The sequence below is a fragment of the Saccharopolyspora halophila genome (genome assembly GCF_039531955.1).
GTDB lineage: Bacteria > Actinomycetota > Actinomycetes > Mycobacteriales > Pseudonocardiaceae > Saccharopolyspora > Saccharopolyspora halophila.
On record NZ_BAAARA010000003.1, the window covers coordinates 294637 to 319919 of the forward strand.

Genomic DNA, 25283 nt, shown 5'->3' on the forward strand with positions numbered 1-25283 from the left:
TTCGAACCTGCGACACCGGCTTTAAGAAAGATCGGCTCGCATGGTTCGCACCCGTTGCTGAATGCGCCTGGATCTGTGCTCTTAGCTTTCGCAAACATCCGTAGCCTTGGTTGTTTGCCGTCGTCTGCGATCGAACTTCGTGGGTAAATCATGGGCGGAGTAGGCAGACCATCAGCCTGAAGGTCCTCAGGGTGGCGGTCTGCGCGCTCGCCCTAGAGGCCGACGGGTCGCCGAGCGGCCGGTTGTGGCGATCTCAGGGCTAAAGGTGGCGGATGGAGCCCTTAGGTGCGGACGCTTCTGCCCTCGGTCAGCCGTGCTCGGTCTCGCAGAGCGTCGAACAAGTGTTGGGTCGCACCGCGCGTTCCCACGCGGGGAAGTGCTTGCACACAGTTGACCATGGTGGGAAATCCCCTGGTAGGGAACGCCACTTGATGCCGATCTCCGAAACACCCGTCCGGCCAAGATCAGTTCAGGAACAGCTTCTCAGGGCCGGACTTGGGCCGTTGCTGCGGAACCTACTCGTTGGCAGCGGCCTTCGGTGAGCAGCGCGCGGAACTGCTCCGGGGGAATTGCAGGGGCGAACAGCCAGCCCTGGAAGGCTTGTAGACCCACGGCGTCGAGCTGGGCCAGTTGTTCGGAGGTCTCCACTCCTTCGGCGATGCAGTCCCGGTGCATGGCGCGTGCCATGTCCGCGACGGCACCGGCGATGCTGCGGTCAGCCGGATCTGTGTGGACGTCGGCTGTGAACTGCCGATCGAGCTTGATGATTTGCGCGGGCAGGTCTTTGAGGCGGGCCAGCGAGGAATAGCCAGTGCCGAAGTCATCCACCGCGAACCGCGCGCCTCGGGCGTTGATCGCGCTGAAGGCGTGGCGGGTTTGGTTGTCGCGATCCACGAACGACGCTTCGGAGAGTTCGAGAACGACGCGGTCCCAATCGATCCCACTGGCCTCGACGATGTCGGCCACCTGCTCGACAAAGGACGGGTCCCCGGGTCTCAGGCCGAGGAGGTTCACCGTAATGCCCACGGCTGGGTGCTGGGGCGTATGCCAGCTGGCGGCCTCGGTCAAGGCAGTTCGCAGCACCCAGCGGTCCAACGCTGGCAGCAGCCCACCCTGCTCGGCCACAGGCAGGACGATGTTCGGCATGAGCAGGCCGCGTTCTGGGTGCGGCCACCGCAGCAACGCCTCCGCCATGATCACATCGCCGTTGCGGTCGACGATCGGCTGGTAGTGCAGGGCGAGCTCGTTGCGTTCGAGTGCGGTGCGCAGCTCCTCCTCCAGATACAGACGCTCGGTGACCGACGTGGTCATGGCCGGTTCAGCGATCGCGACCTGTCCTGGGCCGCGGCGCTTGGCCTCGAACAGGGCGGCGTCGGCAAACCGCAGTAGATCCTCACTGCTGGCCTCCTCCGTCACGACGGCCGCCCCCACCGCGGCGGACACGCCTAGGCGTTGCCCGCGAACCGGTACCACTGTGCTCAGCAGATCGCGCACCACATCCGCACACGCGCGCAGGTCCCCATGCCGCTCCACCTCCGGGTAGATCACCAGGAACTCGTCACCAGACAACCGCGCCGGCAACACTCCCGCAGGCAGGCTGCGGCGAAGTCGGCGCGCCAGGGCGACCAGCAGTTCATCGCCTGCGGCGTGGCCGAGGGAGTCGTTAATCCGCTTGAAGTTGTCGACGTCGCAGAGCAGTACCGCCAGTCCTGGGTTCCGACACACCTCGTCGAGGAACTCGGTGATGCCTTGGCGGTTGACCAAGCCAGTGAGATTGTCGTGGGTCGCCTGGTAGTGCAATTCCTCGGCGCGGCGCTGTTGCTCGGTGATGTCCTGGAACACCGCCAGCCACGCACGGTCCCCGCGATCGTGCTGCGACACCGCGCAGTGGATCTTGCAGTGCACGAATAGCCCGTCGGCGCCCTGCAGCATCCGCTCCCGGGCGTGTTCTTCCGGCCGGGCGTCGGCGCCTGGGATGATCGTGCCCGGATCGTCTCCGGACAGCAGCTCCCGGCCCGCCGTGCCCACGAGGTCCGCCCGGGTGGTGCCCAGCAACTCGCACAGCGAACTGTTGGCGTCCACGAGGTGATCGGTCTCGTCAAGCACCCCGATCCCCACCGGGACGAGGTCGAACAAGTCTGCGAACCTTTGGCTGGCCCACCCAAGTTTGCTCGCCAGCTCCCCGTACAGCCGCGTGTTGGCCATCGCCGCCGCGGCGTACTCGGTGAACCGCCGGTTCACCTCCACGTCTGTGCTGGGGTCGACGCGACCGTGGGTGCTGGAGTATCGCAGCGCTCGAATGAGATCGTCCCGGAACTCGGTCACGTCCTCGACCCGGTGCAAGATCCCGACCAGTTCTCCATCCTCAGCGAAGATCGGACTGTTGACCGGACTCCAGTACTTCTCGACGAACGAGCCCGAGTCCGGAACGTCGTACTTCTGCACGCCCATGCTTTGCGCAGCTCGGGTGGCCAGAACGGCCTGCAGAGAAGCATTGAGGTTGGCCGTACCGTTCGCGTCAGGGTCATCCGGGTTGTCCGGAAACGCGTCGAAGATATGGCGCCCGACCAGGTCAGCGAGCCCACGACCGGTGGCCCGCAGGTACGCGGGGTTGGCATCGCGGATGATCAGGTTGGTGTCGAGCACCATCGCCGGCGAGGAGGAAGCCTGGAACACCCCCCGGTAGTCGACCTCCCCGGCCGCAGGCGACCTCGGACCGTATCGTGCCAGGTCAACGGATTCCCTGCGAGCCGGCATCATCGCCTCCGGGTCCTCGATCTCCCACGCCTCAACGCGACTGCCACGAAAGGATGCGTTCCATCATTCAACCAGCGGAGGCACCTGTCCAGTATCAAGCCCTCGCCGCCGCACCTGCGCAAATCGGCACGACACCGCTTTCGAGCACGACGCACACCGGCGGCGCCCAGCAGTTCTGAACACCACATCGAGCGGGCCACCGACCGGCGGCATCCCCAACCACTTCGCCGCCTGGGAGGACGCTGGCGTGGGCCAAGACCTGTTCGACGTTCTGCGAGACCGAGCACGGCTGACCGAGGGCCGCCGGGCCGCCCCGAGTGCCGAGATCATCGATGCTGCTCGGTCCGAGCCGCCGAGACCGTCGGATCCGGTAGTCGTGGGAAAAGCGCGCGCACGCGCGGTGACAGGTTGGTTCCGCTTTCGAGTACGGACCGGGCTAGTAGGAGTGCTTCCCGGGGGGCGGCCCATCGCTCCGGCGCGCATGCTCGCGTTCTGCATGGTCAGGAGTTCGATAGTCCTGTCGCCTGTTAGTCGCGTGTAGTGCAGCGATTCTTGGTTCATTCTTCGAACCAGGTCGTGCTGTTCAGCGTCGTACGCCAGCCAGCCGACCACCTCTGCCAATTCGCCCGCTGCAGCGTAGAGATCTGTTTCGATCCGTTCGTCGTAAGCGCCGACGCCGAGGAGGTTGTCCCTCGACTGGAAGACGCACTCAGCCGGATGGAGCTGGGCGAGTAGGTGGCCGCGGTAGCCGCCCTGAGGACTCAAAGTAATGAGCAAACAATGAGTTGATCTTGATCGTAGCCAAGGGTCAAGTCTGTGACCTGGAAAAGCGCCCCCGGCAGGATTCGAACCTGCGACACCGGCTTTAGCCGAACTCACTTCTCGTTGCTTGTGAGTTTCTGCCGATATTCCTATTGTGCAGCAATGAGTGCGGATGCAAGCGCTGGTTGGCGGGGGATGTTTATGGTCATATGCGGATGATTTGTGGGGGTAAAATGGGGGTGCTGCGGTGCTTACGGCTGCTACTGAGCCCTGGGTGTCGGGTAGGCGGGCCACGGCGCAAGGCAAGCGCGGTTGCCCTTCGTCTCGGGCCACCGTAAGCTGACTCCCTTGGTGTCCCACACATGCACCGAGGTCATGGGGAGGTCGTCATGAACGTCGTCGTCGTCGAGGCGAAGCCGGAGATGCTACGAGCGCGTCGTGAGGATGTCCTTGCCGAGGTTGGTGTCTCGGCCGACGAACTTCGGGAACGCATCGAGTCTTGGGACGCAACACCGCTGGAATGGCGGGCCTGGCGGGAGATCGATGGAATCGACTTCCTGCTTAGCGAGGAGGAATGACCTTCGACCTCGAATCGGCGGCATGGAAGTTCGCGAATCAAATTAATGACCTTTTGGTTCGCGTGCTTCCGTTAGATTCGCTTGCGGAAATGCCGATAAGTGCGGTGCATGCTAAACGGCACATCCTAGTTCATCCTGGCGAGGAACAGCAGCCGAAGCTGATACCTTTGTTTTATAGGCGTGAGCATCGCGCCTATTTGTTTCTTTCTTACAAGCTGACTCACGACAGTGAGCGGAAGTTTTCAGCTGTACAGGAATCGAAGTTCGAATTGACTCCCGCTTCCGGGGGTGCCCCATTGCTCCGGCTGGATTTTTTGAAGGATGCCCGCCAGGTTCCGTGCGCGCATTGGAATGTTCATGCGGAACGAGAAGAGCTCGCACCTCTGCTCAAACAAAGGCCAAGCAGGAAAAAGGGAAAGCCCTTGGATATTTCACGTGTGCACCTTCCAGTAGGGGGCACGCGCCATAGGCCATGCTTGGAAGATTTCCTTCAAATGCTGTTCGAGGATTTCAATTTCGATGGAAACATCGGAAAAGAGCTTGCGCTTGCCGAGGGGCGCGAAATGTGGCGTAGGACGCAAATACGCGCACTTGTTCGAGACTCACCCGAAGATGCTATGGAAATTCTCGCCGGTCTTGGATATGAAATATCGCCTCCATCTTCGGAAGTGCGTGAATCAAAGAACAGCAATCTTCAACGATATTAGATTTGCGTGACTTAGGGTGCTGTCGGGTGACGTGTCCCTGGAGCAACTACAAACTTGCCCTGAGAAGGCAAATTCGTTGGCTTTCTCCGTCGTACCCTGGCGTAGTGTTCGCTGGGGCCGAGCTGAGTCAAGACCAACGCGTGCTTGCCGTGTCGGTTGCTCGCCGATACGGCTGATGCGAAGCAAGCAGGAGCGGTCGAGGCGACGTTGCTAGTGCACGCTCGAACGCGGAGCGGAGTTGCTGCCGTGGCCGGGGTGCCTCGTGAGCTGGCCCAGATGGGGTGCGGGTGCACAGCCGTTGTCGTGTGTTCTGCCAATCCCCGCCGTCTTCATTCCCCGCGTGGCGCCTACTCCGACTGAAGGTTGATCGGGTCGGCCAGGCGTGCAGCGACCGACCCGTGTCGCGCAGAGGCTGGTGGTGCCCCTGAAGGAAGAATGGCGAGACGTACATCACGCGGGGAGTCTCAAGGTTGGGCGATGCCCTGCGGAAACGTCAGATTTTGCGCGCATTTGCAGATGCTATTCCCGCAGGGCGACGCCAATAGTACAGATGATACGTATTTCACGTGATTGATTTCCTCCGGTATATCTCGATTTATGGATAAATCAGATATCTTCCATGTGCTGCTCGGTGGATTCGTCGAGGCCGCACTTGCTGAAAGCTGGACAACAGCGGTGATCCTTGTGGTGGCTGGTTTGCTTTTGCAGCTTGTATCCACAGGGTCGCGCCGCATACAGGTTCGAGGGCGTCGGGGAAATTGACCACGACCAGGTGACCACGTCGAAAGGGGCGGGTCGGTGCAATCTGGAGTGGTGAGTCGACCACCTTAGCAACGCGCCCAGCACTGGCTTGGAGCGTGCCCAGGTGGGTGGCAGTCCGCGGTTACGTTGCCCTTCTCCGGCGTGCTCCTGCGGGGTCGCCTGCCTTCCGTTCGCGCCCGGCCGTCGGCGCCGGGACCGGCGTCAGCCGCACGCCCGGCGTCCGAGCTAGGCCGGGCTCGCATACAGGAGGCAGGCGGCCCCGCAGGGGCCGCCCTTGATGAAGAAGAGAAAGTCTAAACACGCACTCTGGATCTGCTGGTCAGAGCGTTGGATGGGCGTGCTCGAGGTGCCAGGCCATGCAGTCGACAGCGATAGCTCCGAGTTCAGCCTTCACCATGCCGCAGCGCTCCCCCGCGATCGGGCAGATAAGCCATGCCTGCGCGTTGATCACTGCGACTTCGAGGATGATCCGCTTCCCCCGAACCTCGACCTCCGCCATGCGGCAATCGTACGCAAACGCGACATACGCGGGTATAGGTAGGTAGGCGCGACATTCGGCTGGCTTAACGTCTAACCGCGGGCGAACGTAGGCGAATGGCCCCTGCGTACGTATCGACCGGCGAAGCTGCGAAGGCGATCGGTGTTGACCGGCGGACGCTGCAGCGCTGGGCGGCAGAGGGCGTCGTGGAACCCGCGTTGGTCACGCCCGGCGGTCATCAACGGTGGGACGTGGAAGAACTGAAGGACCAGCTGCGGAAGAATCGCCGACCGGACTCCTGAGCTCTTCCGCGGCTACCCCTGCAGAAGACGTTCGATCTCGTCAGAGGGAACGACACAGCGGAAACCGGTGTCGTCATCGCACATTGACTCGGCGGCATCGTTGAACGAAGACGGGGTTGCCCGGTTGAACGGGCTCGTCCAGGCGCCGCCCTTCAGCTCGTGCCTGCCAGGGCGCGTCTCGGTCGAGCACCATTCCCAGACGTTGCCGCAGAGGTCGTAGACGCCGTACGGGCTGACGCCGCTCTGGTAGCAGTCGCCGGGCGTGGTCGAGCCGACGCCGTTCTCGCGGACGTTGCACTTGGCCGGGGTCGGCTGGTCACCCCACGGGTAGACGTTGCCCCTGGTGCCGCGGGCCGCCTTCTCCCACTGCGCTGAGGTCGGCAGCGACTTACCCGCCCACTCGGCATACGCGGCCGCGTCTTTCCAGGTTACGAAGACCACCGGGTGATGCGCGAGGTTGTCCGGGTACTTCCCGTCCTCCCAGTGCTGAGGCGGCTCGTGGCCGGTCGCGGCCAGAAAGAGGGAGTACTCGGCGTTGCTGACCGGCGTGACGTCGATGTGGAAGCTGGGTAGCCACACGGGCTCGTTGCTCGGCCCGGAAAGGAAGACGCTGGCGTCAACCTTGACCATCGCACTGCCGTCCGCGGGGTGCTGGACCTGGCTGCTGCCGATGGGCTCGATGGTGGTTTCACGCTCGCCGTCTGCGACCAGGGACTCGCCGACGAGGTGGCTGAACCGCGCCTGCGTTTCGGGGTCGCTCCGCGCGAGGCAGGTGTCGAGCGCGGCCTGGTTGACGGGGCGTGGCGTGATGTCCTCACCCGCTTTCTCCCAGTTCGAGATCTGGCGCTCGCTGATGCCGAGATGCGCCGCGAACTCCTTCAGGCTCATCCGCTTGGCCATCCGCAGGCCCTTGATCTCGGCACCTGTCCACGTCTGAACCGTCGCCACGTGACCCCCTTAACGATCTTCAGCCCGAGCCTAACTGCAGCGGCGAGAGCGTTACAGCTGTTCGGGCGGAATCTCGGCGTAGAGCCCCCGCAGCTCGTCGAGCATCGGGTGCTCGGTCGGCCACTCGGTCGAGTCAACGGATGCCAGGGGCCGTATGCCGGTTGCCGCGTTGGTCGCGAAAGCGGCGTCCATGCCCTGCAGGTCCGACAGGGTCAGCGACTCGGTGGTGACCGGCTCGTCGAGGGCCTGGCGGAGCAGGCGCATCGTGACGCCGGGCAGGCACTCGGAACGGGGCCAGATGACCTGGCCTCCGCGGACGAAGCCGATGTTCGAAGTGGCGATTTCCGAGATCGTGCCGTCCGGGTTCAGGAAGAGAACGTCGTCGAAGCCTTCGCGCTGGGCGGACCGGCGCTGCATCATGGCGCCGAACAGGCCGATGTGCTTCACCGCGGGATCGTCCCGCCGGTAGGACACCGCTTGCAGTCGCCACGGTGCGGGCTGGCTGGAAGCCGCGGAGCGCGTGGTCACGAGGATGGACGGTTCCGCATCGGACCCGATCGACCCGAGGTCCAGCGCTGGGTCGTAGATCGTCACGCGCACGACGGTGGGCTGATCGCTCCCGTCGAGCGCCTTCACCACATCTGCGCGAACGCGGTCCGTGTCGAGTTCGACGTCGAACAGGTGCCGGCAGTCGTTCGCCAGCCGTTCCAGGTGGAGCGACAAGCCGCGCACGCCGTTGTCTTCGACCAGCATCGAGGTGAAGTGGCCGAAGTTCGTGAGCGCTAGCGCCTTGATCTGATCGATGTTCGCAGGCGTGCCGTTCAGCTGCATGTCTGGCAGCCTCCCACTTTCCATTCCGGCGCTGAACCCGAACTGCACCGAACTGCAGTGAAACTTCAGTGCCCGCACTTCAGCGGAACTTCGGTGCTAAGTGCACCAACTTCAGTTCTCTTCGGTGCTTGCGTGCCGCAGTCTGGAGACATGACGGCAGGAAGTACGGCGGACCGCTACGAACGCTCTTCGAGGTCTTCGACCCGCTTGGAGAGTTCGGCGACCTGCGATCTGAGCTCGGCAAGAGCTGCGGGGACGTCGAAGTCCTCTTCGCGGGGCGGGGTCTCGTTGCTGACGAAAACCCCAACTGCCGGAGTCGCGGTCAGCCAGCCCTCGTCCTGGAGCACCCGAAGGGCCTTCTGGGCGGTGGCGAGCGCGACGTCGTACTTCTCCGCCAGTGCTCGATTCCCGGGCAAGCGGTCACCAGGCGCCAGCGTTCCGGCGCGGATATCGCGCTTGATCGACTCGACCACGCGTTGGTAGGCGGCTAGCCCAGGTTTCGACTGCTCCATACGGCGAGTCTATCGGTCCGACTCAATCTGACATAGATCGTCCGGGCGGAGCCCTTGCAAACCGACATAGACTGACATAGTCTGGTTTATGTCGGACGGCGACACAGAAGCACACAACGGAGGTAGAGATGCTGCGCAACATTCCGGTCGTGATGAGCCACTACAAGATGCAGGTCACCGAGGAGCCGGTCGTGAAGACCCGCGAGAACGAGACGGGGGAGATCGTGCCGGTGACGGACTGGCAGGGAGCCCAGCAGTTCGTGGTGAGCCTCTTCGTCAAGGCTCGTCCGCAGGAGGGTCAGCGTCCCGGCAAGGGTGAGGAGATCCGGGTGACGCTGGAGACCGCGCCCGACGATGACGTCACCGACGGTGCGGTGGTCGAGCTGCACAACCCTCGGGTCTCCCACTGGGAGAACGACATCAACGGCCGGAAGATGTCGGGTCTGTCCTGGAAGGCGACCGGCATCAAGCGCGCGGCCTGACCCGCAGCGCATTTCGACACTGAGCCTTTCAATTCACGTTTCTTTCAAGCCTTTTCAGGCTGCTTGCTGTTTGAGAATTCCAGAGTGGGCCGAGCTATGCCTAAAACCGGCGGTAAATCCGCCGGGGAGGGCCTTATTGGCCCCCGGCCATCTGTGGGTGTTCCGGGGGTCTTTATGGCCGTCATTTCCGCGAGCGGAGGGAGTTCGCATGGAAGGCATGGAGCGTGACGCGGTGCCGGGTGAGTTGTGCACCTGCGGGCGTGACGCCGTGGTCGTTGTCGCCTTGCACGGCGGTGACATGGGCTGGTGCGGGTTGTCCAGTGAACTCCCGCCGGTGCTGCCGTGCCGGTTCTGCGGGAGCTGGGATCCGCACCGCAACGCGTGGGGCGAGTTGATCCGGTGTCCGTCCTACCGGGTCTTTCCGATCGTGGAAGGGAGTTTCTGAATGTCTCTGGCGTACTGCCCGGCTTGTCACTGCGACCGGTGGCTCTACGGGCACTCGAAGGATCAGAACTGCAAGTACTACCAGGAGCACGGGGGCGCGTGATGGACGGTTTCGGCTTTCACGGGGCGGGCTGCCTCGGCGGGCGTTGACAAGTTTCCTCGGGGCGTTCCCGAGGTTGTTGGGAAAGCAGGTGATGGCAGGTGGAGATGTCCAAGCAGCTGTTCCGACGCAACTCGCGCGGGGTCAAGCGGCTGTCGGAGATCGGTTCGCTGATGGATCAGCTGAACCGGGACGTGAGCAAGGTCGAGTTCCTCGACGGCGAGTTCGTCGAGGACCGGCACTTCGCGGAGGCCCAGGAACTGGCCCAGTTCGTGGCCACCGCGGCGGACGCGGTGCGGGAAGGCATCGCTGAACACGGTGGATCGAGTGTTGCGAAGGAGTACAAGAAGTGAGCAATTCGGATGGTGTGACCGGCACGGTGCGTGAGATCGACGCCACGATGCTGGAGCTGACCAAGACGGTGACCAACTTCGGCGTCCCGAAGGGCCTCGGCGGCCCGTTGAACGGGCTCAAGCGCGCGGTGGGCGATCTGGTGGCGCACTTGGAGATGTCGCAGCGCAGAAGCTGACCCACCCACGAACCAAGCACGGCAGAGCGCCGGATTCCCCCCAGCACGGGAGTCCGGCGCTCTTCTTTCGTCGAAAGGTAGGCAGGGCGATGCGGGACACGCGAGTTGGTACCGAACGGACTCCGGTGCGCACGGCAGCACGGTTTGCCGCACGGCACCCGCGGTCGATGACCACTACGGCAACGATGACCCCGACGACGGTGATGCTGGGCTATCAGACGGTGCTCCTCGCGGCTGGCATCGCGGTACTCGCCGGAGCTTCCTGGCGACTGCTGGACGCGCCAACCTTCGACCGGTTCGCGGGGCGCTTGCTTCGGGCCTGGTGGCGACGCTGGGCGATTTACCAGAGGCAATGGCTCCGGGTAGTGAGCGCCTGCGGGCTGTCCACCACCGATCACCACGGTGAGGCGCTGGTCCCCAAGCTGGTCGCGGTGCGTTCGAGCTGGGTGTGGGACTCGCTGCACATCCGCATGGCCAAAGGCCAAACCGCGGAGGACTACGGGCAGGCGCTCGACCGGCTGGCGAACTCGTTCAAGGCACGGGCCGCGTCGATTCGGGTGCTCAAGCCCGGCAAGATCGCCCTGGACTTCCAGCGCCGCGAACCGTTCGACGAGATGCCGATCCCGCTGCCCGCGATGCCGGAGTCGATCGCCGGGGTGGACCTGCGCAAGCTCGAGATCGGACGGGACGAATTCGGTCGGCCGTTCTCCCTCGACCTCGCGAAGCGAGATCTGCACGTGCTGCTGGCGGGGGAGTCCGGCGCGGGCAAGGGGTCATGGCTGTGGTCGCTGTTGCGGGCACTGGCCCCGATGATTCGGGCCGGGCACGTCCGGCTGTGGGTCATCGATCCCAAGGGCGGCATGGAGTTCGGCTCCGGGCGGGAGATGTTCCACGACTTCGCCGACGGCGACCGCGACGGCCTGCGGCTGATGCGCAAGTACGTCGCCACGCTGGATGAGCGCAAGTTCGAGCTCGGACGCCAAGGCATCCGCACGGCCACTCCGTCGCGGGAAACCCCGTTGGATGTGCTGATCTGCGATGAGCTGGCGGCGATGACCGCCTACACCGACCGCGACATCCGGGTCGAGTTCCACCAGCTGCTGTCCAAGGCACTCACCCAGTACCGCGCCGTGGGTGGCCGGATCATCGGCGCGACGCAGGAGCCGACCAAGGACGTCGTCCCAATGCGCGGGCTGTTCCCGACCAAGATCTCCCTGCGTGTCGATGCCGCCTCGTACGTGGACATGTGCCTCGGCGAAGGGATGCGCGACCTCGGCGCGTTCGCGGACAAGATTCCGGCTTACCTGCCCGGCGTGGCCTACGCCAAGACCGACGGCCGCAAGGAACCCCGGCGGGTACGGGCGGCCTTCACCACCGACGACGACATCGCCGAGCTGGTGGCCTTCTGCACCGAGCTGGGCAACGTCACCCCGATCCGCCCGGAGATCGAGCTACCGGACGGCACCAGCAGCAACCCCTACGAGGTCGATTTCGAGGACTTCGAAGACGACGGCCAGAACGTCGACGAGGTCGAAGAAGTCGAGTACTTCGAAGGCGACGACGAGGAAGAAGACATCGCCTAACCGGGCCGTATGGCCTTGATGACCAGCGGAAATGAAACGGCCCGCCCGGAAGCTCTTGCCGGAGCCGGGCGGGCCTTACCTCGAATGGAGGCAAAAACCATGCTGGCACAACTCGCCCTGAGCGTCACCAGCGTGAGCACCATCGCGACGGCGGGATGCGCCTGGCGGCTCTCCCGCCGGTTACGCACCGACCCCCTGACGGGCCTCGGCAACCGCACCGCCCTGGAACTGGCGTTCCGCAGGCGCGCCAAGCACGGCCTGGTGGCAGTCGCCGTCGGTGACATGAACGGGTTCAAGGCACTCAACGACACCCACGGCCACCGCTTCGGCGACCGCGTCCTCATCGAAACCGCTCACGCACTGCGACGGGAGACCCGCCGCGGCGAGATGCCGGTACGGCTGCACGGCGACGAGTTCGCCGTCCTGCTCACCAACGTGGCCAGCGCCCGCACCGCCGAACACCGGGTCCGTGAGCTCCAAGCCGCTATTGCCTCGGTCACCTGCGTGGACGGTCAGCCCGTGGAGGTCGCGATGGCGCTCGGGGTGATGACCGCACCGGCCGAAACCGCGGATCTGGGCGCGTTGCTCGGGTCGGCCGATGACCGCATGTACGGCGACAAGCACACGGACCACTGCTCCAAAGTTCTGATTCCGCAAGCACAGTAAGGAGATCCACGCATGCACATCGTCCACGTTGAACTCTCCGGCAAGGGTGTCCTGGTCAGCATCGCCGTTCTGGCGACGGTGATCGCTGCTTTGGCGCTGGTGTGGCTGGTGATCAGCCCGGCCGTGTCGATCGGGATCGGCATCGGGTTAATCCTGCTGGTGCGCGGCCTGATCACGCTGTTCAAGCCCGCCGAGTAAGGGAGGCTGGCGTGTCCGAACCCAACGAGCCCGACCAGCCCGGCTCCGAAAAGCCGGAGGCAGACAAGGGGCACACACGGCGGGTGCGCAAGCTCGGAGACCGCATCTCCGAGGCCCGCCACCTGCGTGGGCTGATCCGCGACCCGGACCTGCAAGCCGTGGAGATGGAACGCAACGGGCGGCGCACCCTGATCGGCCTGTGGTTCTTCCTGAGCCTGGGGCTGGTGTTCACCACCGCTGGTGTGCAGCGCTTCCTCGCCGGGAAAGCCACGATGGCGGAGCCGCTGTGGTGGGCCGCCTGGACCGTCGAGCCGATGTTCGCGGGCCTGCTGATCGTGCTGCTCAACTTCGAAGCCGTGATCCTCTCCCACGGCATCCAGCCCGATCACGAGTGGTGGTCACGGCTCAAGCACGTGCTGCTGGCCTCCACGATGGCCATGAACGTCATCCCCCAGATCATGCCGCTGGCCACCGGCCGGTGGGAGGCGTTCAACCTGGGCTCGGCGGCCGTGCACGCGATCATCCCGGTCATCGTCTACGGCATCGCCGAAGTCATCCCTGTCATCCAAGCCCGGCAACGCGAGGTCATCCTCGCCGCCTACGAAGCCTCCGACGCAGCCACACCGCCCGAACCCGAATCGCAACGGGAACCCGACGTCGAGCGGACAGTGACCATGCCTGCGGTCACCCCGGAACCACCTCCGGCCCGGCCGAAACCAGAGCCGAAGGGGACGGCGGCGAAGCTCCCGGCGGAGATGGTCCAAGCGGTGTCGGACGCCTGGGAGAGGGCGAAGAACGAGGGGCGCGAGATCACCACGGCTGACATCCGCCGGGCCACACGCGTCCCGGAACCGATGGCAGCGCAGATCCTCGCTGATCTGCAGGTCAACAACGGCCACGCCTTCGCCTGACAACTGCATACCGAAGTTCAACCCTGCTCGGCGGACACCCACCGGGCACGGGACGACCTCGGCCGGGTGTCCGCCGCGCCCGTGTTCCTGGAGGTCGCCTTGGCGCTACCCGAGCTCCCGACCATTGACCGGCTGCAACGGCGGATTCAGTCCCCGGATTATCAGAAGTGGCGCGAAAAAGTTGAGGCCACCGGCGGATGTGCCCACCCCGTCCGGCTCTCCGGCCACTGGATGCTCACCGACAAGACCACCGGGGCCGTGCTCACCAAGCCCGACGGCACCCCGGCGATGAAGTCCGGCCAGCTGTTCGCCCCGTGCGGCAACCGTCGCGAGAGCGTCTGCCCCGCCTGCTCGGACCGCTATGCCGCGGACGCCTTCCACCTCGTGCGCGCCGGGATGTCCGGCGGTTCCAAAGACGTGCCCACCACGGTCGCCGACAAGCCGCGGCTGTTCGTGACCCTGACCGCTCCGTCGTTCGGCCCGGTGCACAACCGCCGCACCTCTGCCGCTGGGAAGCCGATCCCGTGCCGCTGCGGGCAGACCCACCACGAGTACGACGCACTGCTGGGACAGCCGCTCAATCCCTCGCGCTACGACTACACCGGCCACGTGCTCTGGCAAGCCCACGCGAGCAAGCTGTGGAACCGCTTCACCATCTACCTGCGCCGCCACCTCGCCCGCGCGGCCGGCCTCACCGTCAAAGAGTTCAAAGACCACGCGCGCCTGTCCTACGCGAAGGTCGCCGAGTTCCAAAAGCGCGGCATCATCCACTTCCACGCCATGATCCGCCTCGACGGCCCCGAAGGCGCCCACGACGCCCCGCCCGCGTGGGCCACTGCGGAGCTGCTGACCGACGCCGTGCAGGCCGCACACGAGGCAACCGGGGTCGAGGCACCGGAGATCGACGGGACCGATCGGCTGCTGGCCTGGGGTGAGCAACTGGATATCCGGCCGATCCGGACCGCGGACGCTCCTCAGGTGGAGGACGGCCAGGGCGTGATCACCGACGACCGGCTCGCCTCCTACGTCGCCAAGTACGCGACCAAGGGAACCGGCAAATCTGAAGCCGCCGACCGCCCGGTGCGCTCCCGCGACCACATCGATTACCTCGACGTCAGCGAGCACCACAAGCGCATCATGCGCACCGCCTGGGACCTCGGCGACCTCGACGAACTCGACGGGCTCAACCTGCGGCGCTGGTGCCACATGCTCGCCTTCCGCGGCCACTTCCTGAGCAAGTCCCAGCGCTACTCGACCACCTTCAAGCGCATCCGGGGAGACCGGCAGACCTACCGGCTCGAGGAAAACCTCGCCGAAATTGGCGCCACCGCCGACACGGTGGCTGTGATCAACGACTGGCAGATGACCAGCGTCGGTCACCAATCACCCGAAGAGCAGGAACTCGCCCTGGCCATCGCCGAACGCCAACGAGCCGCCCGCCAACACCGCTACGAGACGGAAAGGAAGGACTAACCATGATCCGCAACCTCTGGGGACCCCAAGACGTCGCCGACTTTCTCGGCGTTCCGATCGGCACCATTTACCAATGGCGAAGCCGCGGAGATGGCCCTCCTGGTCGGCGCGTCGGCAAGCACGTCCGCTACAAGCCCGACGACGTGGAACGCTGGTTCGATGGCCTGTCTGAGGGGGTGGTCTGATTGGGGCGCCCTCCGCTGCCGCTGGGTACACACGGTGAGATACGTGCTTACCAGGTCGGGCCGAAGAAATGGCGTGCTCGCACCCTGTACCGCGACTACGACGGCAAGGTCCGACCCGTTGAGCGATACGGGTCGAGCAAGGGCGCAGCCACTAACAAGTTGCGCGGGGCATTGCGAGACCGTTCCCGCGCCGTTGTTGGCGACGAGGTCACCGCGTCAACTCGTGTCGGGGTGGTTGCCGAGATGTGGCTCCGTGAGCTGGATGAGTCGAGCAAGGCCCTGCGAACCAAACGGACATACCACGAGAGCTGGACGCGCGATGTCAGTCCTGTCGTTGCTCAGCTGCGGGGGAATGAGGTCACGGTCTCGCTGGCGACTCGGGCCCTGCGCTCGATCAACGAATCGGCCGGGCCAGGAAGCGCCAAGCACGCCAAGGTCGTGCTGAGCGGGATCATGGGCTTGTACGTCCGACATGACGCACTGGAATCCAACCCGATCCGCGAGGTTGTCCTACCGCAGACAAGCCGGAAGGCCGCGGAGGCGCGGATGCATTTGGCTCCCGAGGAACTTCCGGGATTGCGGAAATGCCTCCGCAAGAACAACAAGGCCGTTCGTCGCGATTTGCCAGATGTCGTGGACGCACTGTCTGGCCTCGGCTGCCGTATTGGCGAGTTGCTGGCGTTGGACTGGTCGAAGATCGATTTCGCCGCGGGCACCATCGCGATCGAGGGTACGGTCATCCGAATTACCGGTACGGGGTTGTTCGTGCAGGCTCATACCAAGTCGGATGCCGGGATGCGCACGGTTGAGCCGCCGACGTGGCTGATGGACATGCTCAAGCGGCGATACCAGGAGTCGGACTCGGAATGGGTCTTTCCGACGACTTCGGGGACGTTGCGCGATGCCGACAACGCCAGAGCTGATCTGCGGGCGGCGCTCAAGGGGACCGAGTGGGAGGGGCTGCACCCGCACGCCTTTCGGCACCTGGTGGCCACGATGCTTGACGCTGCCGGGCTCAGCGCCCGAGAGATCGCGGACTACCTCGGACACGAGCGGGTCAGCATGACCCAAGACGTCTACATGACCCGCAAGTCGCGGGGAAGCTCGGCAGCCGAGGCGCTGGCGAACGTACAGGTCCTCGGCTGAATGTGATGCGGGGGTTGATCGTTACATTGATCAGTCCCCGCTTTTCCTGTTGGAGGGCAGATGTTGCGGCCGTGGCCGAGGTGCTACAGCCTTTAGTGGGGCTGTATTGCTCAACCGATTGGACTATTGATTCGGAGGGTGTGGGTTGGTTTGCGAGTCGACTTCCTGAATTTTGCGCAGCAGAGCCAGTGAGTTTTCGAGGTCATCGTTGAAAACGTAAGGCCACTTCGCAGCCAGCTTGCGTCGGATTTTGACTGCTTCGGTGGCTGCCTTCAGGGCTTCCTCTCGCCGACCCAATGCCGCCAACAGGCTCGCGTGGTTGTTCAGTGACATCGCGAGGTCGGGGTTGAAAACGTCGGGGTGTTGTGTGGCCAGCTTGCGTCGGATTTTGACTGCTTCGGTGATTGCCTCCAGGGCATCTTCCCGTCGGCCGGATAGCGCTAACGGTCGCAATTGGTTGTTCAGTGTCGTTGCGAGGTCGGGGAGGAATGCGTCGGGGCGTTGTTTGGTAAGGTCGCGGAAAATGTTAACAGCTTCGGTGATTGCCTCTAGGGCTTCCTCGTTGCGTCGGAGGTATTCTAATTGAATGGATTGGTTACTCAGCGCGCCCCCCAAGCTGCTGTGGAATGCGTCGGGGCGTTCTTTGGCAAGGTCGCGTCGGATTGTGACTGCTTCGGTGATTGCCTCTAGGGATTCCTTCCGTCGGCCTAGACTTGCAAACTGGAGGGATTGGGTGTTTAGCGTCGTTGCGAGGTCGGGGAGGAATGCGTCGGGGTGTTGTGTAGCCAGTTCGCGGTTGATGTCGGCTGCTTCGGTGCTTGCTTGTAGGGCCTCTTCGCGCCGCCCCAGATTCGCCATTTGGTTTGCTTGATTGTTTAGTGCCATCGCGAGGTCGGCGTGGAAGGAGTCGGGGTGTTGTGTGGCAAGGTTGCGGTAGATTTTGGCTGATTCGGTGCTTGCCTCCAGGGCTTCCTCACGTCGACCTAGAACTGCCAAGTCGGCGGATTGGTTGCTCAGTGCCATCGCGAGGTCGGGGAGGAAGGTCTCTGGGCGCTGCTTGGCCAGATCGCGTCGGATTGTGACTGCTTCTGTGATTGCTTCCAGCGCTTCCTCCCACCGACCGTTTCCAGCCAGCGCCACTGAGAAAGTGGTCTTCCATGATGAGACCTCATGGCTCGTGGTCTCGCCGGGAAGGCTGTTACAGATTCGCTGCGCAACGACGGCATTGGCTGTTGATAGCGCCACCGTGAGATTAGGGATTTTAGCGTGGAGCGTACGGAGCTCGTCGATGCTCAGCTCAGCATCGGCCGCACTAGAGGCCAGAATGTCACCGAGAATAGTTCCCGTGCGAACGGCCACACTAATCGCTGGACTGGCCAGTCCTGGAAGATTGTTGCGGAGTACTTGGGCGAGGATATCGCGAGCCCGTTGGTGGTGGCTGGTGGCACGGGTGAGCACGGTCAGAGCCTGCGTAGCCTGCGTATCTGGCAGATTGGCGAAACATGTTTGGCGCAATTCGGGGGCTGCGTGCATTTGCGTGACGGCGTGACGTTCAGCGACCAGGTCCGGACGCAACCGGTCGACCGTGTGATCTGCGCCGGGATATAGCTGGTGTAGCCAGCTTTCCAAAGCCCTGATGGTTGATTCGTCGGAATCGGTCAACTCGGGCACGCGTCGGAGCGCGTCTCGAACCGCTGCTTCGTCCGAAGACGAGTCGAAGATCAACGTTATGACAGCGATGACCTGCTCCAAGATGAGTGGTCGGATCGCAATGCCGACCTGACGAGCGCTGCTTTTCCAGAGTGCGCGCTCGTGGCCGAGAAGACGGTCCAACACGCCGTTATCGGCGTAGAGGGTGGCCGAACCAGTGCCCTCCGCGTCGTCGAGGACGGCAACTAGCGCTGCCGTGTGCAACACCAGCACCGGTAGGGGCTCGGCTTCCGCAAGGCCGATCTCGAAGTCAGGGGTTGGCCGGCCGAGCGCTTTCGCGTAGTACGGCATGGCTTCCTGGATGGTGCGGCGGTTGTCGTGATCCGCGTCTAGTTCGGGTTCCAAACGCATGATCGAGGTGCGCGTGACCAGCGACCGGGTGGCGTCTGAGTCGGTCGTCCGTAGATCGTCCCACCACTCACCCGCGTGTCGGGCGATCAGCAACACCCGTAGTTTCCCGGTTTTCCCGGCAGCTTCTTGAGCCGCGAGCTCAGCCAGCATCGCGTGCAGATCCGTACGGGTCTCGGCGTAGTCGATCACCAGTAGCTGGCGTTTGTTCGTCGCGGCTGCCGCATTCACCGCCTCGACAACGGACTTCTCGGGTTTGATCGAGGTGCACGTCCATTTTCGGCTGCTCTGCGTATCGGTGAGTTCCTTGGCTAGCCGCGTCTTACCCACACCGCCTGCGCCGACCATCAACAACGACGGACTGCCAGACTCGTCGCCGCACCAGGCCTTCAACTGTTGCAACTCGTCCTTACGGCCAACGAACCCCACGACAGCACGTTCCGGCCGCAGCAAGGCCGCCTTGCTCCGTAGATCCGCCGCCGGGTGCGCCTGTGCTTCCGACAGCGTCTGGCGGTGAGCTCTCTTGTCTTCGACGAACTTGCGGCGGGCGTTGATCGCCTCGCCGACAAAGGTGCCGGTGGCACCAGCCGCCACAGCGGCCACGATGGGTCCCCACGGTTTCCAGCCCTCGGAAAATGCCCCTGTAGCGGCCCATCCCGCCACGCCTGTCAGCAGGGCATACCAAACGAACCGGAACAGGGCACCCAACCTCATGGCGGTCATGATCGCGTATCACGCTCACGGTCGGAACGCGTTTGGCACATCGCCTGAGAGCACTTCGACGGCGGAGCGCGCGACAAACTCCAGCTCAGCGGCCGACGCAAAAAGTGGGGGTAAGGTGGGGGTTGATCTTGAACTAGGTCAGTCCCCACTTTGCTGACCTGGGAAGATGCGCCCCCGGCAGGATTCGAACCTGCGACACCGGCTTTAGGAGAGCCGTGCTCTATCCCCTGAGCTACGAGGGCCTGCGGCAAGGGTACCCGGGCGGTGATCGACCTCGGGCGGCAGGTGGTGGTCGTCAGTTCGGGGCGCCGCTGTTCGGGATGCTCGCGACGCGATTTCGGCCTGCTCGTTTTGCCTGGTAGAGGGCTATGTCGGCGTTGGCGAAGAGTTGCTGGAGGTCGGATTGGCCGCGGGTGATGCCGATGCTGACCGTCGGGGGAGTGGTCACGCCGCCGAGCACCAGGCGCCAGTCGTGGGAGTCGACGGCGGCGCGGATGCGTTCGGCCACGGTTGGGCCCGCACCGCGGGAGTCCTCGGACTCGTCGACGAGCAGGATGACGAACTCGTCGCCCGCCCAGCGGCAGATCAGGTCGCCGGAGCGGCACTCCCGGAGCAGCAGGTTGGCGACTTCCTGGAGCACCACATCGCCGACGGGGTGCCCCGCGATGTCGTTGACGTCCTTGAACCAGTCGACGTCGAGCAGCACCAGCCACGGGGCGCGGCCGTTGGTGGCGCACCGGTCGAGCATGGGTGGTGCCAGGCGTTCCAGGCCCAGCCGGTTGATCAGGCCGGTCAGCGGGTCGCGCAGCGCGGCTTCCTGCGCTTCCAGGGCCATCCGCCGGGCCTGGATCGCGACGCGCCGCTGCTCGAGGGCCTGTCCGAGGCTCTCCGAGAGGAGCTTCACCGAAGTCTGCCCGGCTTGCACGGACACGCGCAGGGCGGCCGCCTCGGCTGCCGGGTCGCCGAGTTCGGCGCAGATCGTGGCCAGGTACCAGGAGAACCGCATCGTCAGACTCGTGGCGTTCACCATCTGGGCGCCGTCGAGGGCGTTGTGCGCGTGGGCGCGGGCTTCCTCGAGCCGGTGCTGCTCGCGGCGCAGCCCGGACAGCACCCTGTTGGCCAGCGCGGCGGTGAAGTAGTCCTGAGCGCGGCTGGCCTGGGACAGGGCCTCCCGAGCGGCGGCTTCGGCGTCCTCCTGCTCGCCGAGGCCCGCCAGGGCGCTGGCCTTGCCGGCCTTGGAACTGCGCTGGATGCGACCCGCCCGGGCGACCGATTCCGCTTCGGCGCAGAGATCGCGGGCGGCGATGAAGTCCGCGCGGTCGCCGCTGTCGTCCGCGTGGAATCCCCGGGCGATTCCCGCGCTGCCCAAGCAGTACGCCAGCGCGTCCGAGTCCTCGGAATTGCGGGCGACTTCGATGGACAGCGCGAACAGGGTTCGGGCGGAACCGCGGCGGCCGACGGCTTCGAGCAGGTAGCCGAGCATGCTGACGGTGTACGCCGCGGAGGCGCCGGACGGGCTTTGCACGTCCATCTCGGTCCAGCCCTCGGAGACCAGTTCCAGGGCCAGCGACAGCCTGCCGAGTCGCCAGGCCAGCGAGGCGCGGTGCACCAGCACCGCTGATCGGCACCACTGGGAGTCGACCAGGTCCGATCCGACCGCGACCAACTCGTCGAAGGCGGCTTCGGCTTCCTGCAACCGGCCCGAGTCCAGCAGCAATCGCACCCGGCGGTCCTGCGCCGGGATGTGGCCAGCCAGCAGTTGGTCGTCGAGCTGCACCGCGACCTCGCCGTGAGCGCGTCTTCGCCGCCACCGGTGACGGCGCCTTCGCCACAAAGGTTACCGCGAGCGGCTGCGCCCGTACGCTTCGTAGTGCAGCACGTCGTCGAGCGGCATCCGCTTTCGCCAGCCGTGCTTCTCCAGGTCGGGAGTGTCGGCGAGCTCCTTGACCGGGCCCAGGCACAGCCACGCGACCGGCCGGACGTCACCGGGGATGCTGAGCAGGCGGTTGAGGAACTCCTCGCGGTAGAAGCTGACCCAGCCGACGCCGAGACCTTCGGCGGTCGCGGCCAGCCACAGGTTCTGGATCGCCAGGCATACGGAGTAGAGCCCGGCGTCGGCGATCGCGTGCCTGCCCAGGACCTCGGGGGCGCCGCGGTTGGGGTCGTAGGTGACCGCGATGCCGAGCGAGGACTCCACGATGCCCTCGACCTTGATCTTGCTGAAGGTCTCGGCCCGCTCCCCGTCGAGCTGCGCGGCGAACACGCTGCGTTCGGCCAGCACGTGCTCGCGGAACGCGCGGCGGGTGTTCGGATCCTGCACCAGCACGAAGTCCCAGGGCTGCGACAGGCCGACGCTGGGCGCGGTGTGCGCGGCGGTCAGCACCCGGCGCAGCACCTTCTCGGGCACCTCCTCACCGGAGAACTCCCGGCGCACGTCGCGGCGGCGGTTGATGACCTCGTAGAGATCGGCAGCGGGGGCGGAGTCGGTCAGGCTGGGGCGGTTTCCGGCGGTCTTCATCGGGCTCAATGCTGCCCGGATGCCCAGAGTCACCGGGTTAAGGGTCGGGGTAACGGGATGGCGGGCCGCGCGGGAGGGGTCGGGTTCGCGCGGCCCGCCGGTCTCAGCGGGAGGAGTAGGGCAGCAGCGCCATCTCGCGGGCGTTCTTGATCGCCTTGGCGACTTCGCGCTGCTCCTGGGCGGTGAGCCCGGTGACCCGGCGGGAGCGGATCTTGCCCCGATCCGAGATGAACTTGCGCAGCAGCGCGGTGTCCTTCCAGTCGACCTCCACGACGCCTTCGCGGCGCAGCAGGTTCGGCTTGGGGCGGCGGACGGGCTTGTTTCGCATCGTGATCACCAACTCGACTTCGTCACGCCCGGCAGTTCCCCGGCGTGCGCCAATTCGCGCAGCCGGACCCGGGACAGGCCGAACTTGCGGACGTACCCGCGCGGGCGGCCGTCGACGCTGTCGCGGTTGCGCAGCCGCACCGCGCTGGCGTCCCGCGGCTGCCGCTGCAGCTCGTGCTGCGCGGCGAGCCGCTCCTCGGGCTCGCTGTGCGGGGACGCGATGATCTTCTTCAGCTCGGCGCGCCGAGCGGCGTAGCGCTGTACGATCTCGCGCCGCTGCTCGTTACGAGCGATCTTGGACTTCTTGGCCACGGTTTCCTCTCCGATCAGCGTTCTTCGCGGAACTCGACGTGCTGGCGAGCCACCGGGTCGTACTTCTTCAGGCGCAGCCGATCCGGGGTGTTCCGGCGGTTCTTGGTGGTCACGTAGGTGAAGCCGGTGCCGGCGGTGGAGCGGAGCTTGATCACCGGTCGGGTGTCGGTGGACTTGGCCATCAGATCCGCTCCCCTCGGGCGCGCATCTCGGCCACGACCGGCTCGATGCCGCGCTTGCTGATCGTCTTCATTCCCCTGGCGGACACCCGGAGGCGGATCCAGCGGTTCTCGCCGGCCAGCCAGTAGCGCTTGTTCTGCACGTTGGGCAGCCAGCGGCGCCGGGTGCGCCGGTTCGAGTGCGAGACCTGGTTGCCGTAGCCGGGCTCGGCACCGGTCACCTGGCAGCGAAAGGACATGACCTACCTCTCGATAATGGAACTCATTTTCATTAATGTCGCCAGGCAGGGTAGCGTGCGGCAGGAGATAATGAAAACCGTTGTCGATAGAGGTGAGCATGGACACCGACTCGCGGACCCCGCTGATCATGGTGGCCGGGATCGACCAGCAGCAGGTCGCAGACGCCTCGGAGGCGCTGTGGCGGCAGGATCCGCAGGGCACCGCGCTGGTGCACCACGACCTGCGCGCGGTCGCCGGGGGCGTGGTCAGCCGCAACACCCGGCACGGGTCGCAGTCCGACGCGCACGTGCTGGAGCTGGCCCACGGCTGCGTGTCGTGCACCCTGCGCGAGGACATGCTGCCGCTGCTGCGTCGGCTCGCGGAACGCCCGGACGTGCGGCGCGTAGTGGTGCGCCTGGACATCGCCCTGGAGCCGGAGACGATCTGCTGGGCGCTGCGCCACGTCGAGCTGGACGGCCGTCCGCTCGTCGATGACATCGACATCGAAGCGGTGCTGACCACCGTCGACCAGCGGACCTGGTTGCGCGACGCCACCGGCGACGAGGAGCTGGTCGAGCGCGGCATGGGAGGCAGCGCCGACGACGAGCGCACCGTCGCCCAGGTCGCCGTCGGTCAGGTCGAGTTCGCCGACGCGATCGTGCTGGCCGGGGCCGCCGAAGACCGCTGGACCCGGTCTCGCACCGAGGCGGTTCTCGCCCGGCTCGCCCCATCCGCGCCGTGGGGAACTCGCGACGACATCGCGCGGCTGCTCGCCGAGATCCCCGACTACGCCCGGCGCGGCGAGGTCGACGGGCCGCACGGCCGCCTGCTGCGCGGTCAGCCGCCGCTGGAGACCGACGCGGGCGTGACCACGCTGCTGTTCGAGGAGCGCCGCCCGTTCCACCCGCAACGCCTGCACGAGGCCATCGACGTGCTCCTGGAGGGCGTCGTCCGCACTCGCGGCCGCATCTGGGTGGCCACCCGGCCGGACGACGCCCTGTGGATCGAGTCGGCGGGCGGTGGGCTCGGCGTCGGGCACGCCGGGCCGTGGCTGGCCGCGCAGGGCGACTGGTCCGGGATCGCCGACGAACGGCGGCTGCGGGCCGCGTTGAACTGGGACGACCACTACGGCGACCGAGCCCAGGAGCTCGTCGTGATCGCCCACGAGGCCGATCCGAGCGAGATCGCCCAGGCCCTGCTGCGCGCGCTGCTCACCGACGACGAACTCGCCGCGGGCCGGCAGAGCTGGGCCGGTTACGACGATCCGTTCGCCGAGTTCCACCGCGATCCGTGCGAGTCCTCCGGGGCTCGCGAGCTCGATGAATCCGAAATGGGAGGAAACCAGTGAAACCAGATGTCCACCCCGAGTACGGGCCGGTGGTCTTCCGCGATCGCGCCACAGGTCGGAGCTTCCTGACCCGCTCGACGGCCACCTCCGCGGACGCCGTCGAGTGGGAGGACGGCAACACCTACCCGCTGATCGTCGTCGACGTGACGGCGTACTCGCACCCGTTCTGGACGGGTAACCAGCGCGTCCTGGACACCCAGGGCCGAGTCGAGAAGTTCCACCGCCGCTACGGCGGCCGCACCCGCTGAGCGAAACGGAGGCAGCGATGGCGGTTCCCAAGCGGAAGAAGTCGCGGGCCAACACCCGCACCCGTCGGTCGCAGTGGAAGGCCGCGGCACCCGATCTGGTGCCGATCGTGGTCGACGGCGAGCGCAAGCTCGTGCCGCGCGCGCTGATCCGGCACTTCCACCGGTCCTGACGCGATCCGGCGCGCGCCGTCACGGCGAGTGATCGGCGCGCGCCGGTCGTGGTGAGCGAGGTCACCGCGACGCGCGGAGGGGGCGGGGGTTCTCAGCTCGTTCTCAGGGCTACGCGCAACACTGTGCCCATGCGCATCCTCGTCGTCGACGACGATCGTGCCGTACGTGAGTCGCTGCGGAGGTCTCTGCAGTTCAACGGCTACCAGGTCGAGCTCGCAGCGGACGGTCAACAGGCCCTGGACCACCTGGTCGAGAACCGGCCCGACGCCATCGTCCTCGACGTGATGATGCCCCGGCTGGACGGTCTCGAGGTCGCCCGGCGGTTGCGCAGCACCGGTGACGACTTGCCCATCCTGGTGCTCACCGCGCGGGAGGCGGTCTCCGACCGCGTGGCCGGGCTCGACGCCGGCGCCGACGACTACCTGCCGAAGCCCTTCGCGCTCGAGGAGCTGCTCGCGAGGTTGCGCGCACTGCTGCGCCGCACCGGCCCGCCCGAGACCGGCCCGGACTCGCACCCGGCGGCGTTGCGCTTCGCCGATCTGGAGCTCGACCCCGGTACTCGCGAGGTCCGCCGCGGCGAACGCCCGATCAGCCTCACGCGCACCGAGTTCGCGCTGCTGGAACTGCTCATGAGCCACCCCAAGCAGGTGCTGACCCGCAGCCGCTTGCTCGAGGACGTCTGGGGCTACGACTTCCCGACCTCCGGCAACGCCCTGGAGGTCTACGTCGGATACCTGCGCAGGAAGACCGAGGCCGAGGGCGAATCGCGGTTGATCCACACCGTCCGGGGCGTCGGTTACGTGCTCCGCGAAACACCCCCGTGATG

General features: G+C 65.6%; 30 protein-coding genes and 1 tRNA gene. 18 read left to right on the plus strand and 13 right to left on the minus strand.

The window, feature by feature from the left end:
• Positions 1-483 precede the first annotated feature (483 nt).
• Positions 484-2760: an EAL domain-containing protein gene (locus ABD289_RS06575; protein ID WP_344127688.1), complete on the minus strand. Its 2277-nt coding sequence runs from the start codon at positions 2758-2760 to the stop codon at positions 484-486.
• Positions 2761-3908: 1148 nt separating this feature from the next.
• Here ABD289_RS06575 and ABD289_RS06580 point away from each other — a divergent pair.
• The gene (locus tag ABD289_RS06580; RefSeq protein WP_344127691.1) at positions 3909-4097 is read left to right on the plus strand and encodes a hypothetical protein; all 189 of its coding nucleotides are present in this window, start codon (positions 3909-3911) and stop codon (positions 4095-4097) included.
• A complete protein-coding gene (locus ABD289_RS06585; RefSeq protein WP_344127693.1) occupies positions 4094-4804 on the plus strand; it encodes a hypothetical protein in 711 nt (236 codons plus the stop codon). The genes ABD289_RS06580 and ABD289_RS06585 overlap by 4 nt, the downstream gene beginning before the upstream one ends.
• 1081 nt (positions 4805-5885) lie before the next feature.
• On the opposite strand, the gene ABD289_RS06590 is transcribed toward ABD289_RS06585, so the two are convergent.
• Complete coding sequence (locus ABD289_RS06590; protein WP_344127695.1) at positions 5886-6065, minus strand: hypothetical protein; 180 nt, start codon at positions 6063-6065, stop codon at positions 5886-5888.
• Between the two features lie 95 nt (positions 6066-6160).
• Between ABD289_RS06590 and ABD289_RS06595 the strand changes: the two genes are divergently transcribed.
• On the plus strand, positions 6161-6346 hold the full coding sequence (locus ABD289_RS06595) for a helix-turn-helix domain-containing protein (protein ID WP_344127697.1): 186 nt from the start codon (positions 6161-6163) through the stop codon (positions 6344-6346).
• Positions 6347-6358: 12 nt separating this feature from the next.
• Here ABD289_RS06595 and ABD289_RS06600 read toward each other — a convergent pair whose 3' ends face one another.
• From ABD289_RS06600 to ABD289_RS06610, 3 genes are all read right to left on the minus strand, one after another.
• Complete coding sequence (locus tag ABD289_RS06600; RefSeq protein WP_344127699.1) at positions 6359-7294, minus strand: SUMF1/EgtB/PvdO family nonheme iron enzyme; 936 nt, start codon at positions 7292-7294, stop codon at positions 6359-6361.
• A 51-nt stretch (positions 7295-7345) separates the two neighbouring features.
• Positions 7346-8125, minus strand: coding sequence for an aminotransferase class IV family protein (locus ABD289_RS06605; RefSeq protein ID WP_344127702.1), 780 nt, complete (start codon positions 8123-8125; stop codon positions 7346-7348).
• A gap of 176 nt (positions 8126-8301) precedes the next feature.
• Positions 8302-8637, minus strand: a complete 336-nt coding sequence (locus ABD289_RS06610; protein ID WP_344127704.1) for a winged helix-turn-helix domain-containing protein — start codon at positions 8635-8637, stop codon at positions 8302-8304.
• 128 nt (positions 8638-8765) lie between these two features.
• Here ABD289_RS06610 and ABD289_RS06615 point away from each other — a divergent pair, with 128 nt between their 5' ends.
• The 11 genes from ABD289_RS06615 to ABD289_RS06665 all read left to right on the plus strand — a co-directional run bounded on the left by ABD289_RS06615 (position 8766) and on the right by ABD289_RS06665 (position 16354).
• Positions 8766-9119, plus strand: a complete 354-nt coding sequence (locus tag ABD289_RS06615) for a hypothetical protein (RefSeq protein WP_344127706.1) — start codon at positions 8766-8768, stop codon at positions 9117-9119.
• A gap of 208 nt (positions 9120-9327) precedes the next feature.
• Complete coding sequence (locus tag ABD289_RS06620; RefSeq protein ID WP_344127708.1) at positions 9328-9564, plus strand: hypothetical protein; 237 nt, start codon at positions 9328-9330, stop codon at positions 9562-9564.
• Between the two features lie 206 nt (positions 9565-9770).
• On the plus strand, positions 9771-10016 hold the full coding sequence (locus tag ABD289_RS06625) for a hypothetical protein (RefSeq protein ID WP_344127710.1): 246 nt from the start codon (positions 9771-9773) through the stop codon (positions 10014-10016).
• Positions 10013-10192, plus strand: coding sequence for a hypothetical protein (locus tag ABD289_RS06630; protein ID WP_344127712.1), 180 nt, complete (start codon positions 10013-10015; stop codon positions 10190-10192). The genes ABD289_RS06625 and ABD289_RS06630 overlap by 4 nt, the downstream gene beginning before the upstream one ends.
• 167 nt (positions 10193-10359) lie before the next feature.
• On the plus strand, positions 10360-11775 hold the full coding sequence (locus tag ABD289_RS06635; protein ID WP_344127714.1) for an FtsK/SpoIIIE domain-containing protein: 1416 nt from the start codon (positions 10360-10362) through the stop codon (positions 11773-11775).
• A gap of 9 nt (positions 11776-11784) precedes the next feature.
• Positions 11785-12441: a GGDEF domain-containing protein gene (locus ABD289_RS06640; protein WP_344127716.1), complete on the plus strand. Its 657-nt coding sequence runs from the start codon at positions 11785-11787 to the stop codon at positions 12439-12441.
• A gap of 12 nt (positions 12442-12453) precedes the next feature.
• Positions 12454-12639 carry a hypothetical protein gene (locus tag ABD289_RS06645; RefSeq protein WP_344127719.1) on the plus strand — a complete coding sequence of 62 codons (186 nt, stop codon included), beginning with the start codon at positions 12454-12456 and terminating at the stop codon, positions 12637-12639.
• 11 nt (positions 12640-12650) lie between these two features.
• The gene (locus ABD289_RS06650; RefSeq protein ID WP_344127721.1) at positions 12651-13550 is read left to right on the plus strand and encodes a hypothetical protein; all 900 of its coding nucleotides are present in this window, start codon (positions 12651-12653) and stop codon (positions 13548-13550) included.
• Between the two features lie 66 nt (positions 13551-13616).
• Entirely contained in the window at positions 13617-15023 is a 1407-nt protein-coding gene (locus ABD289_RS06655) for a replication initiator (protein WP_344127723.1), read from the plus strand.
• A 2-nt stretch (positions 15024-15025) separates the two neighbouring features.
• Positions 15026-15208 carry a helix-turn-helix domain-containing protein gene (locus ABD289_RS06660; RefSeq protein ID WP_344127725.1) on the plus strand — a complete coding sequence of 61 codons (183 nt, stop codon included), beginning with the start codon at positions 15026-15028 and terminating at the stop codon, positions 15206-15208.
• Positions 15209-16354, plus strand: a complete 1146-nt coding sequence (locus ABD289_RS06665) for a site-specific integrase (RefSeq protein ID WP_344127727.1) — start codon at positions 15209-15211, stop codon at positions 16352-16354.
• Positions 16355-16477: 123 nt separating this feature from the next.
• Here ABD289_RS06665 and ABD289_RS06670 read toward each other — a convergent pair whose 3' ends face one another.
• The 8 genes from ABD289_RS06670 to rpmB form a co-directional block, all read right to left on the minus strand.
• Positions 16478-19126: a tetratricopeptide repeat protein gene (locus ABD289_RS06670; RefSeq protein ID WP_344127729.1), complete on the minus strand. Its 2649-nt coding sequence runs from the start codon at positions 19124-19126 to the stop codon at positions 16478-16480.
• A 178-nt stretch (positions 19127-19304) separates the two neighbouring features.
• Positions 19305-19377, minus strand: a tRNA-Arg gene (locus ABD289_RS06675).
• A gap of 53 nt (positions 19378-19430) precedes the next feature.
• The gene (locus tag ABD289_RS06680; RefSeq protein WP_344127731.1) at positions 19431-20912 is read right to left on the minus strand and encodes a GGDEF domain-containing protein; all 1482 of its coding nucleotides are present in this window, start codon (positions 20910-20912) and stop codon (positions 19431-19433) included.
• 60 nt (positions 20913-20972) lie between these two features.
• Positions 20973-21653, minus strand: a complete 681-nt coding sequence (gene bluB / locus ABD289_RS06685) for a 5,6-dimethylbenzimidazole synthase (protein WP_344127733.1) — start codon at positions 21651-21653, stop codon at positions 20973-20975.
• A 103-nt stretch (positions 21654-21756) separates the two neighbouring features.
• The gene (gene rpsR, locus ABD289_RS06690; protein ID WP_344127735.1) at positions 21757-21981 is read right to left on the minus strand and encodes a 30S ribosomal protein S18; all 225 of its coding nucleotides are present in this window, start codon (positions 21979-21981) and stop codon (positions 21757-21759) included.
• A 5-nt stretch (positions 21982-21986) separates the two neighbouring features.
• Entirely contained in the window at positions 21987-22292 is a 306-nt protein-coding gene (gene rpsN, locus ABD289_RS06695) for a 30S ribosomal protein S14 (protein WP_344127737.1), read from the minus strand.
• Between the two features lie 14 nt (positions 22293-22306).
• Positions 22307-22474 carry a 50S ribosomal protein L33 gene (rpmG, locus tag ABD289_RS06700; RefSeq protein WP_344127739.1) on the minus strand — a complete coding sequence of 56 codons (168 nt, stop codon included), beginning with the start codon at positions 22472-22474 and terminating at the stop codon, positions 22307-22309.
• Positions 22474-22710 carry a 50S ribosomal protein L28 gene (rpmB, locus tag ABD289_RS06705; protein WP_344127741.1) on the minus strand — a complete coding sequence of 79 codons (237 nt, stop codon included), beginning with the start codon at positions 22708-22710 and terminating at the stop codon, positions 22474-22476. Before rpmB ends, rpmG begins: the two co-directional genes overlap by 1 nt.
• A gap of 98 nt (positions 22711-22808) precedes the next feature.
• Here rpmB and mrf point away from each other — a divergent pair, with 98 nt between their 5' ends.
• The 4 genes from mrf to ABD289_RS06725 all read left to right on the plus strand — a co-directional run bounded on the left by mrf (position 22809) and on the right by ABD289_RS06725 (position 25281).
• Entirely contained in the window at positions 22809-24038 is a 1230-nt protein-coding gene (gene mrf, locus ABD289_RS06710; protein WP_344127743.1) for a ribosome hibernation factor-recruiting GTPase MRF, read from the plus strand.
• Positions 24035-24286: a type B 50S ribosomal protein L31 gene (locus ABD289_RS06715; protein WP_344127745.1), complete on the plus strand. Its 252-nt coding sequence runs from the start codon at positions 24035-24037 to the stop codon at positions 24284-24286. Before mrf ends, ABD289_RS06715 begins: the two co-directional genes overlap by 4 nt.
• A gap of 17 nt (positions 24287-24303) precedes the next feature.
• Positions 24304-24456, plus strand: a complete 153-nt coding sequence (gene rpmF, locus ABD289_RS06720; protein WP_344127748.1) for a 50S ribosomal protein L32 — start codon at positions 24304-24306, stop codon at positions 24454-24456.
• 129 nt (positions 24457-24585) lie between these two features.
• Complete coding sequence (locus tag ABD289_RS06725; protein ID WP_344127750.1) at positions 24586-25281, plus strand: response regulator transcription factor; 696 nt, start codon at positions 24586-24588, stop codon at positions 25279-25281.
• Positions 25282-25283 lie beyond the last annotated feature (2 nt).

Coding starts and splice junctions, on each gene's coding strand:
- ABD289_RS06575 (WP_344127688.1), bottom strand. CDS start 2,760: ATGATGCCGGCTCGCAGGGAATCCGTTGACCTGGCACGATACGGTCCG.
- ABD289_RS06580 (WP_344127691.1), top strand. CDS start 3,909: ATGAACGTCGTCGTCGTCGAGGCGAAGCCGGAGATGCTACGAGCGCGT.
- ABD289_RS06585 (WP_344127693.1), top strand. CDS start 4,094: ATGACCTTCGACCTCGAATCGGCGGCATGGAAGTTCGCGAATCAAATT.
- ABD289_RS06590 (WP_344127695.1), bottom strand. CDS start 6,065: ATGGCGGAGGTCGAGGTTCGGGGGAAGCGGATCATCCTCGAAGTCGCA.
- ABD289_RS06595 (WP_344127697.1), top strand. CDS start 6,161: ATGGCCCCTGCGTACGTATCGACCGGCGAAGCTGCGAAGGCGATCGGT.
- ABD289_RS06605 (WP_344127702.1), bottom strand. CDS start 8,125: ATGCAGCTGAACGGCACGCCTGCGAACATCGATCAGATCAAGGCGCTA.
- ABD289_RS06610 (WP_344127704.1), bottom strand. CDS start 8,637: ATGGAGCAGTCGAAACCTGGGCTAGCCGCCTACCAACGCGTGGTCGAG.
- ABD289_RS06615 (WP_344127706.1), top strand. CDS start 8,766: ATGCTGCGCAACATTCCGGTCGTGATGAGCCACTACAAGATGCAGGTC.
- ABD289_RS06620 (WP_344127708.1), top strand. CDS start 9,328: ATGGAAGGCATGGAGCGTGACGCGGTGCCGGGTGAGTTGTGCACCTGC.
- ABD289_RS06625 (WP_344127710.1), top strand. CDS start 9,771: ATGTCCAAGCAGCTGTTCCGACGCAACTCGCGCGGGGTCAAGCGGCTG.
- ABD289_RS06635 (WP_344127714.1), top strand. CDS start 10,360: ATGACCACTACGGCAACGATGACCCCGACGACGGTGATGCTGGGCTAT.
- ABD289_RS06640 (WP_344127716.1), top strand. CDS start 11,785: ATGGCCTTGATGACCAGCGGAAATGAAACGGCCCGCCCGGAAGCTCTT.
- ABD289_RS06645 (WP_344127719.1), top strand. CDS start 12,454: ATGCACATCGTCCACGTTGAACTCTCCGGCAAGGGTGTCCTGGTCAGC.
- ABD289_RS06660 (WP_344127725.1), top strand. CDS start 15,026: ATGATCCGCAACCTCTGGGGACCCCAAGACGTCGCCGACTTTCTCGGC.
- ABD289_RS06670 (WP_344127729.1), bottom strand. CDS start 19,126: ATGAGGTTGGGTGCCCTGTTCCGGTTCGTTTGGTATGCCCTGCTGACA.
- bluB (WP_344127733.1), bottom strand. CDS start 21,653: ATGAAGACCGCCGGAAACCGCCCCAGCCTGACCGACTCCGCCCCCGCT.
- rpsR (WP_344127735.1), bottom strand. CDS start 21,981: ATGCGAAACAAGCCCGTCCGCCGCCCCAAGCCGAACCTGCTGCGCCGC.
- rpmG (WP_344127739.1), bottom strand. CDS start 22,474: ATGGCCAAGTCCACCGACACCCGACCGGTGATCAAGCTCCGCTCCACC.
- rpmB (WP_344127741.1), bottom strand. CDS start 22,710: ATGTCCTTTCGCTGCCAGGTGACCGGTGCCGAGCCCGGCTACGGCAAC.
- mrf (WP_344127743.1), top strand. CDS start 22,809: ATGGACACCGACTCGCGGACCCCGCTGATCATGGTGGCCGGGATCGAC.
- rpmF (WP_344127748.1), top strand. CDS start 24,304: ATGGCGGTTCCCAAGCGGAAGAAGTCGCGGGCCAACACCCGCACCCGT.
- ABD289_RS06725 (WP_344127750.1), top strand. CDS start 24,586: ATGCGCATCCTCGTCGTCGACGACGATCGTGCCGTACGTGAGTCGCTG.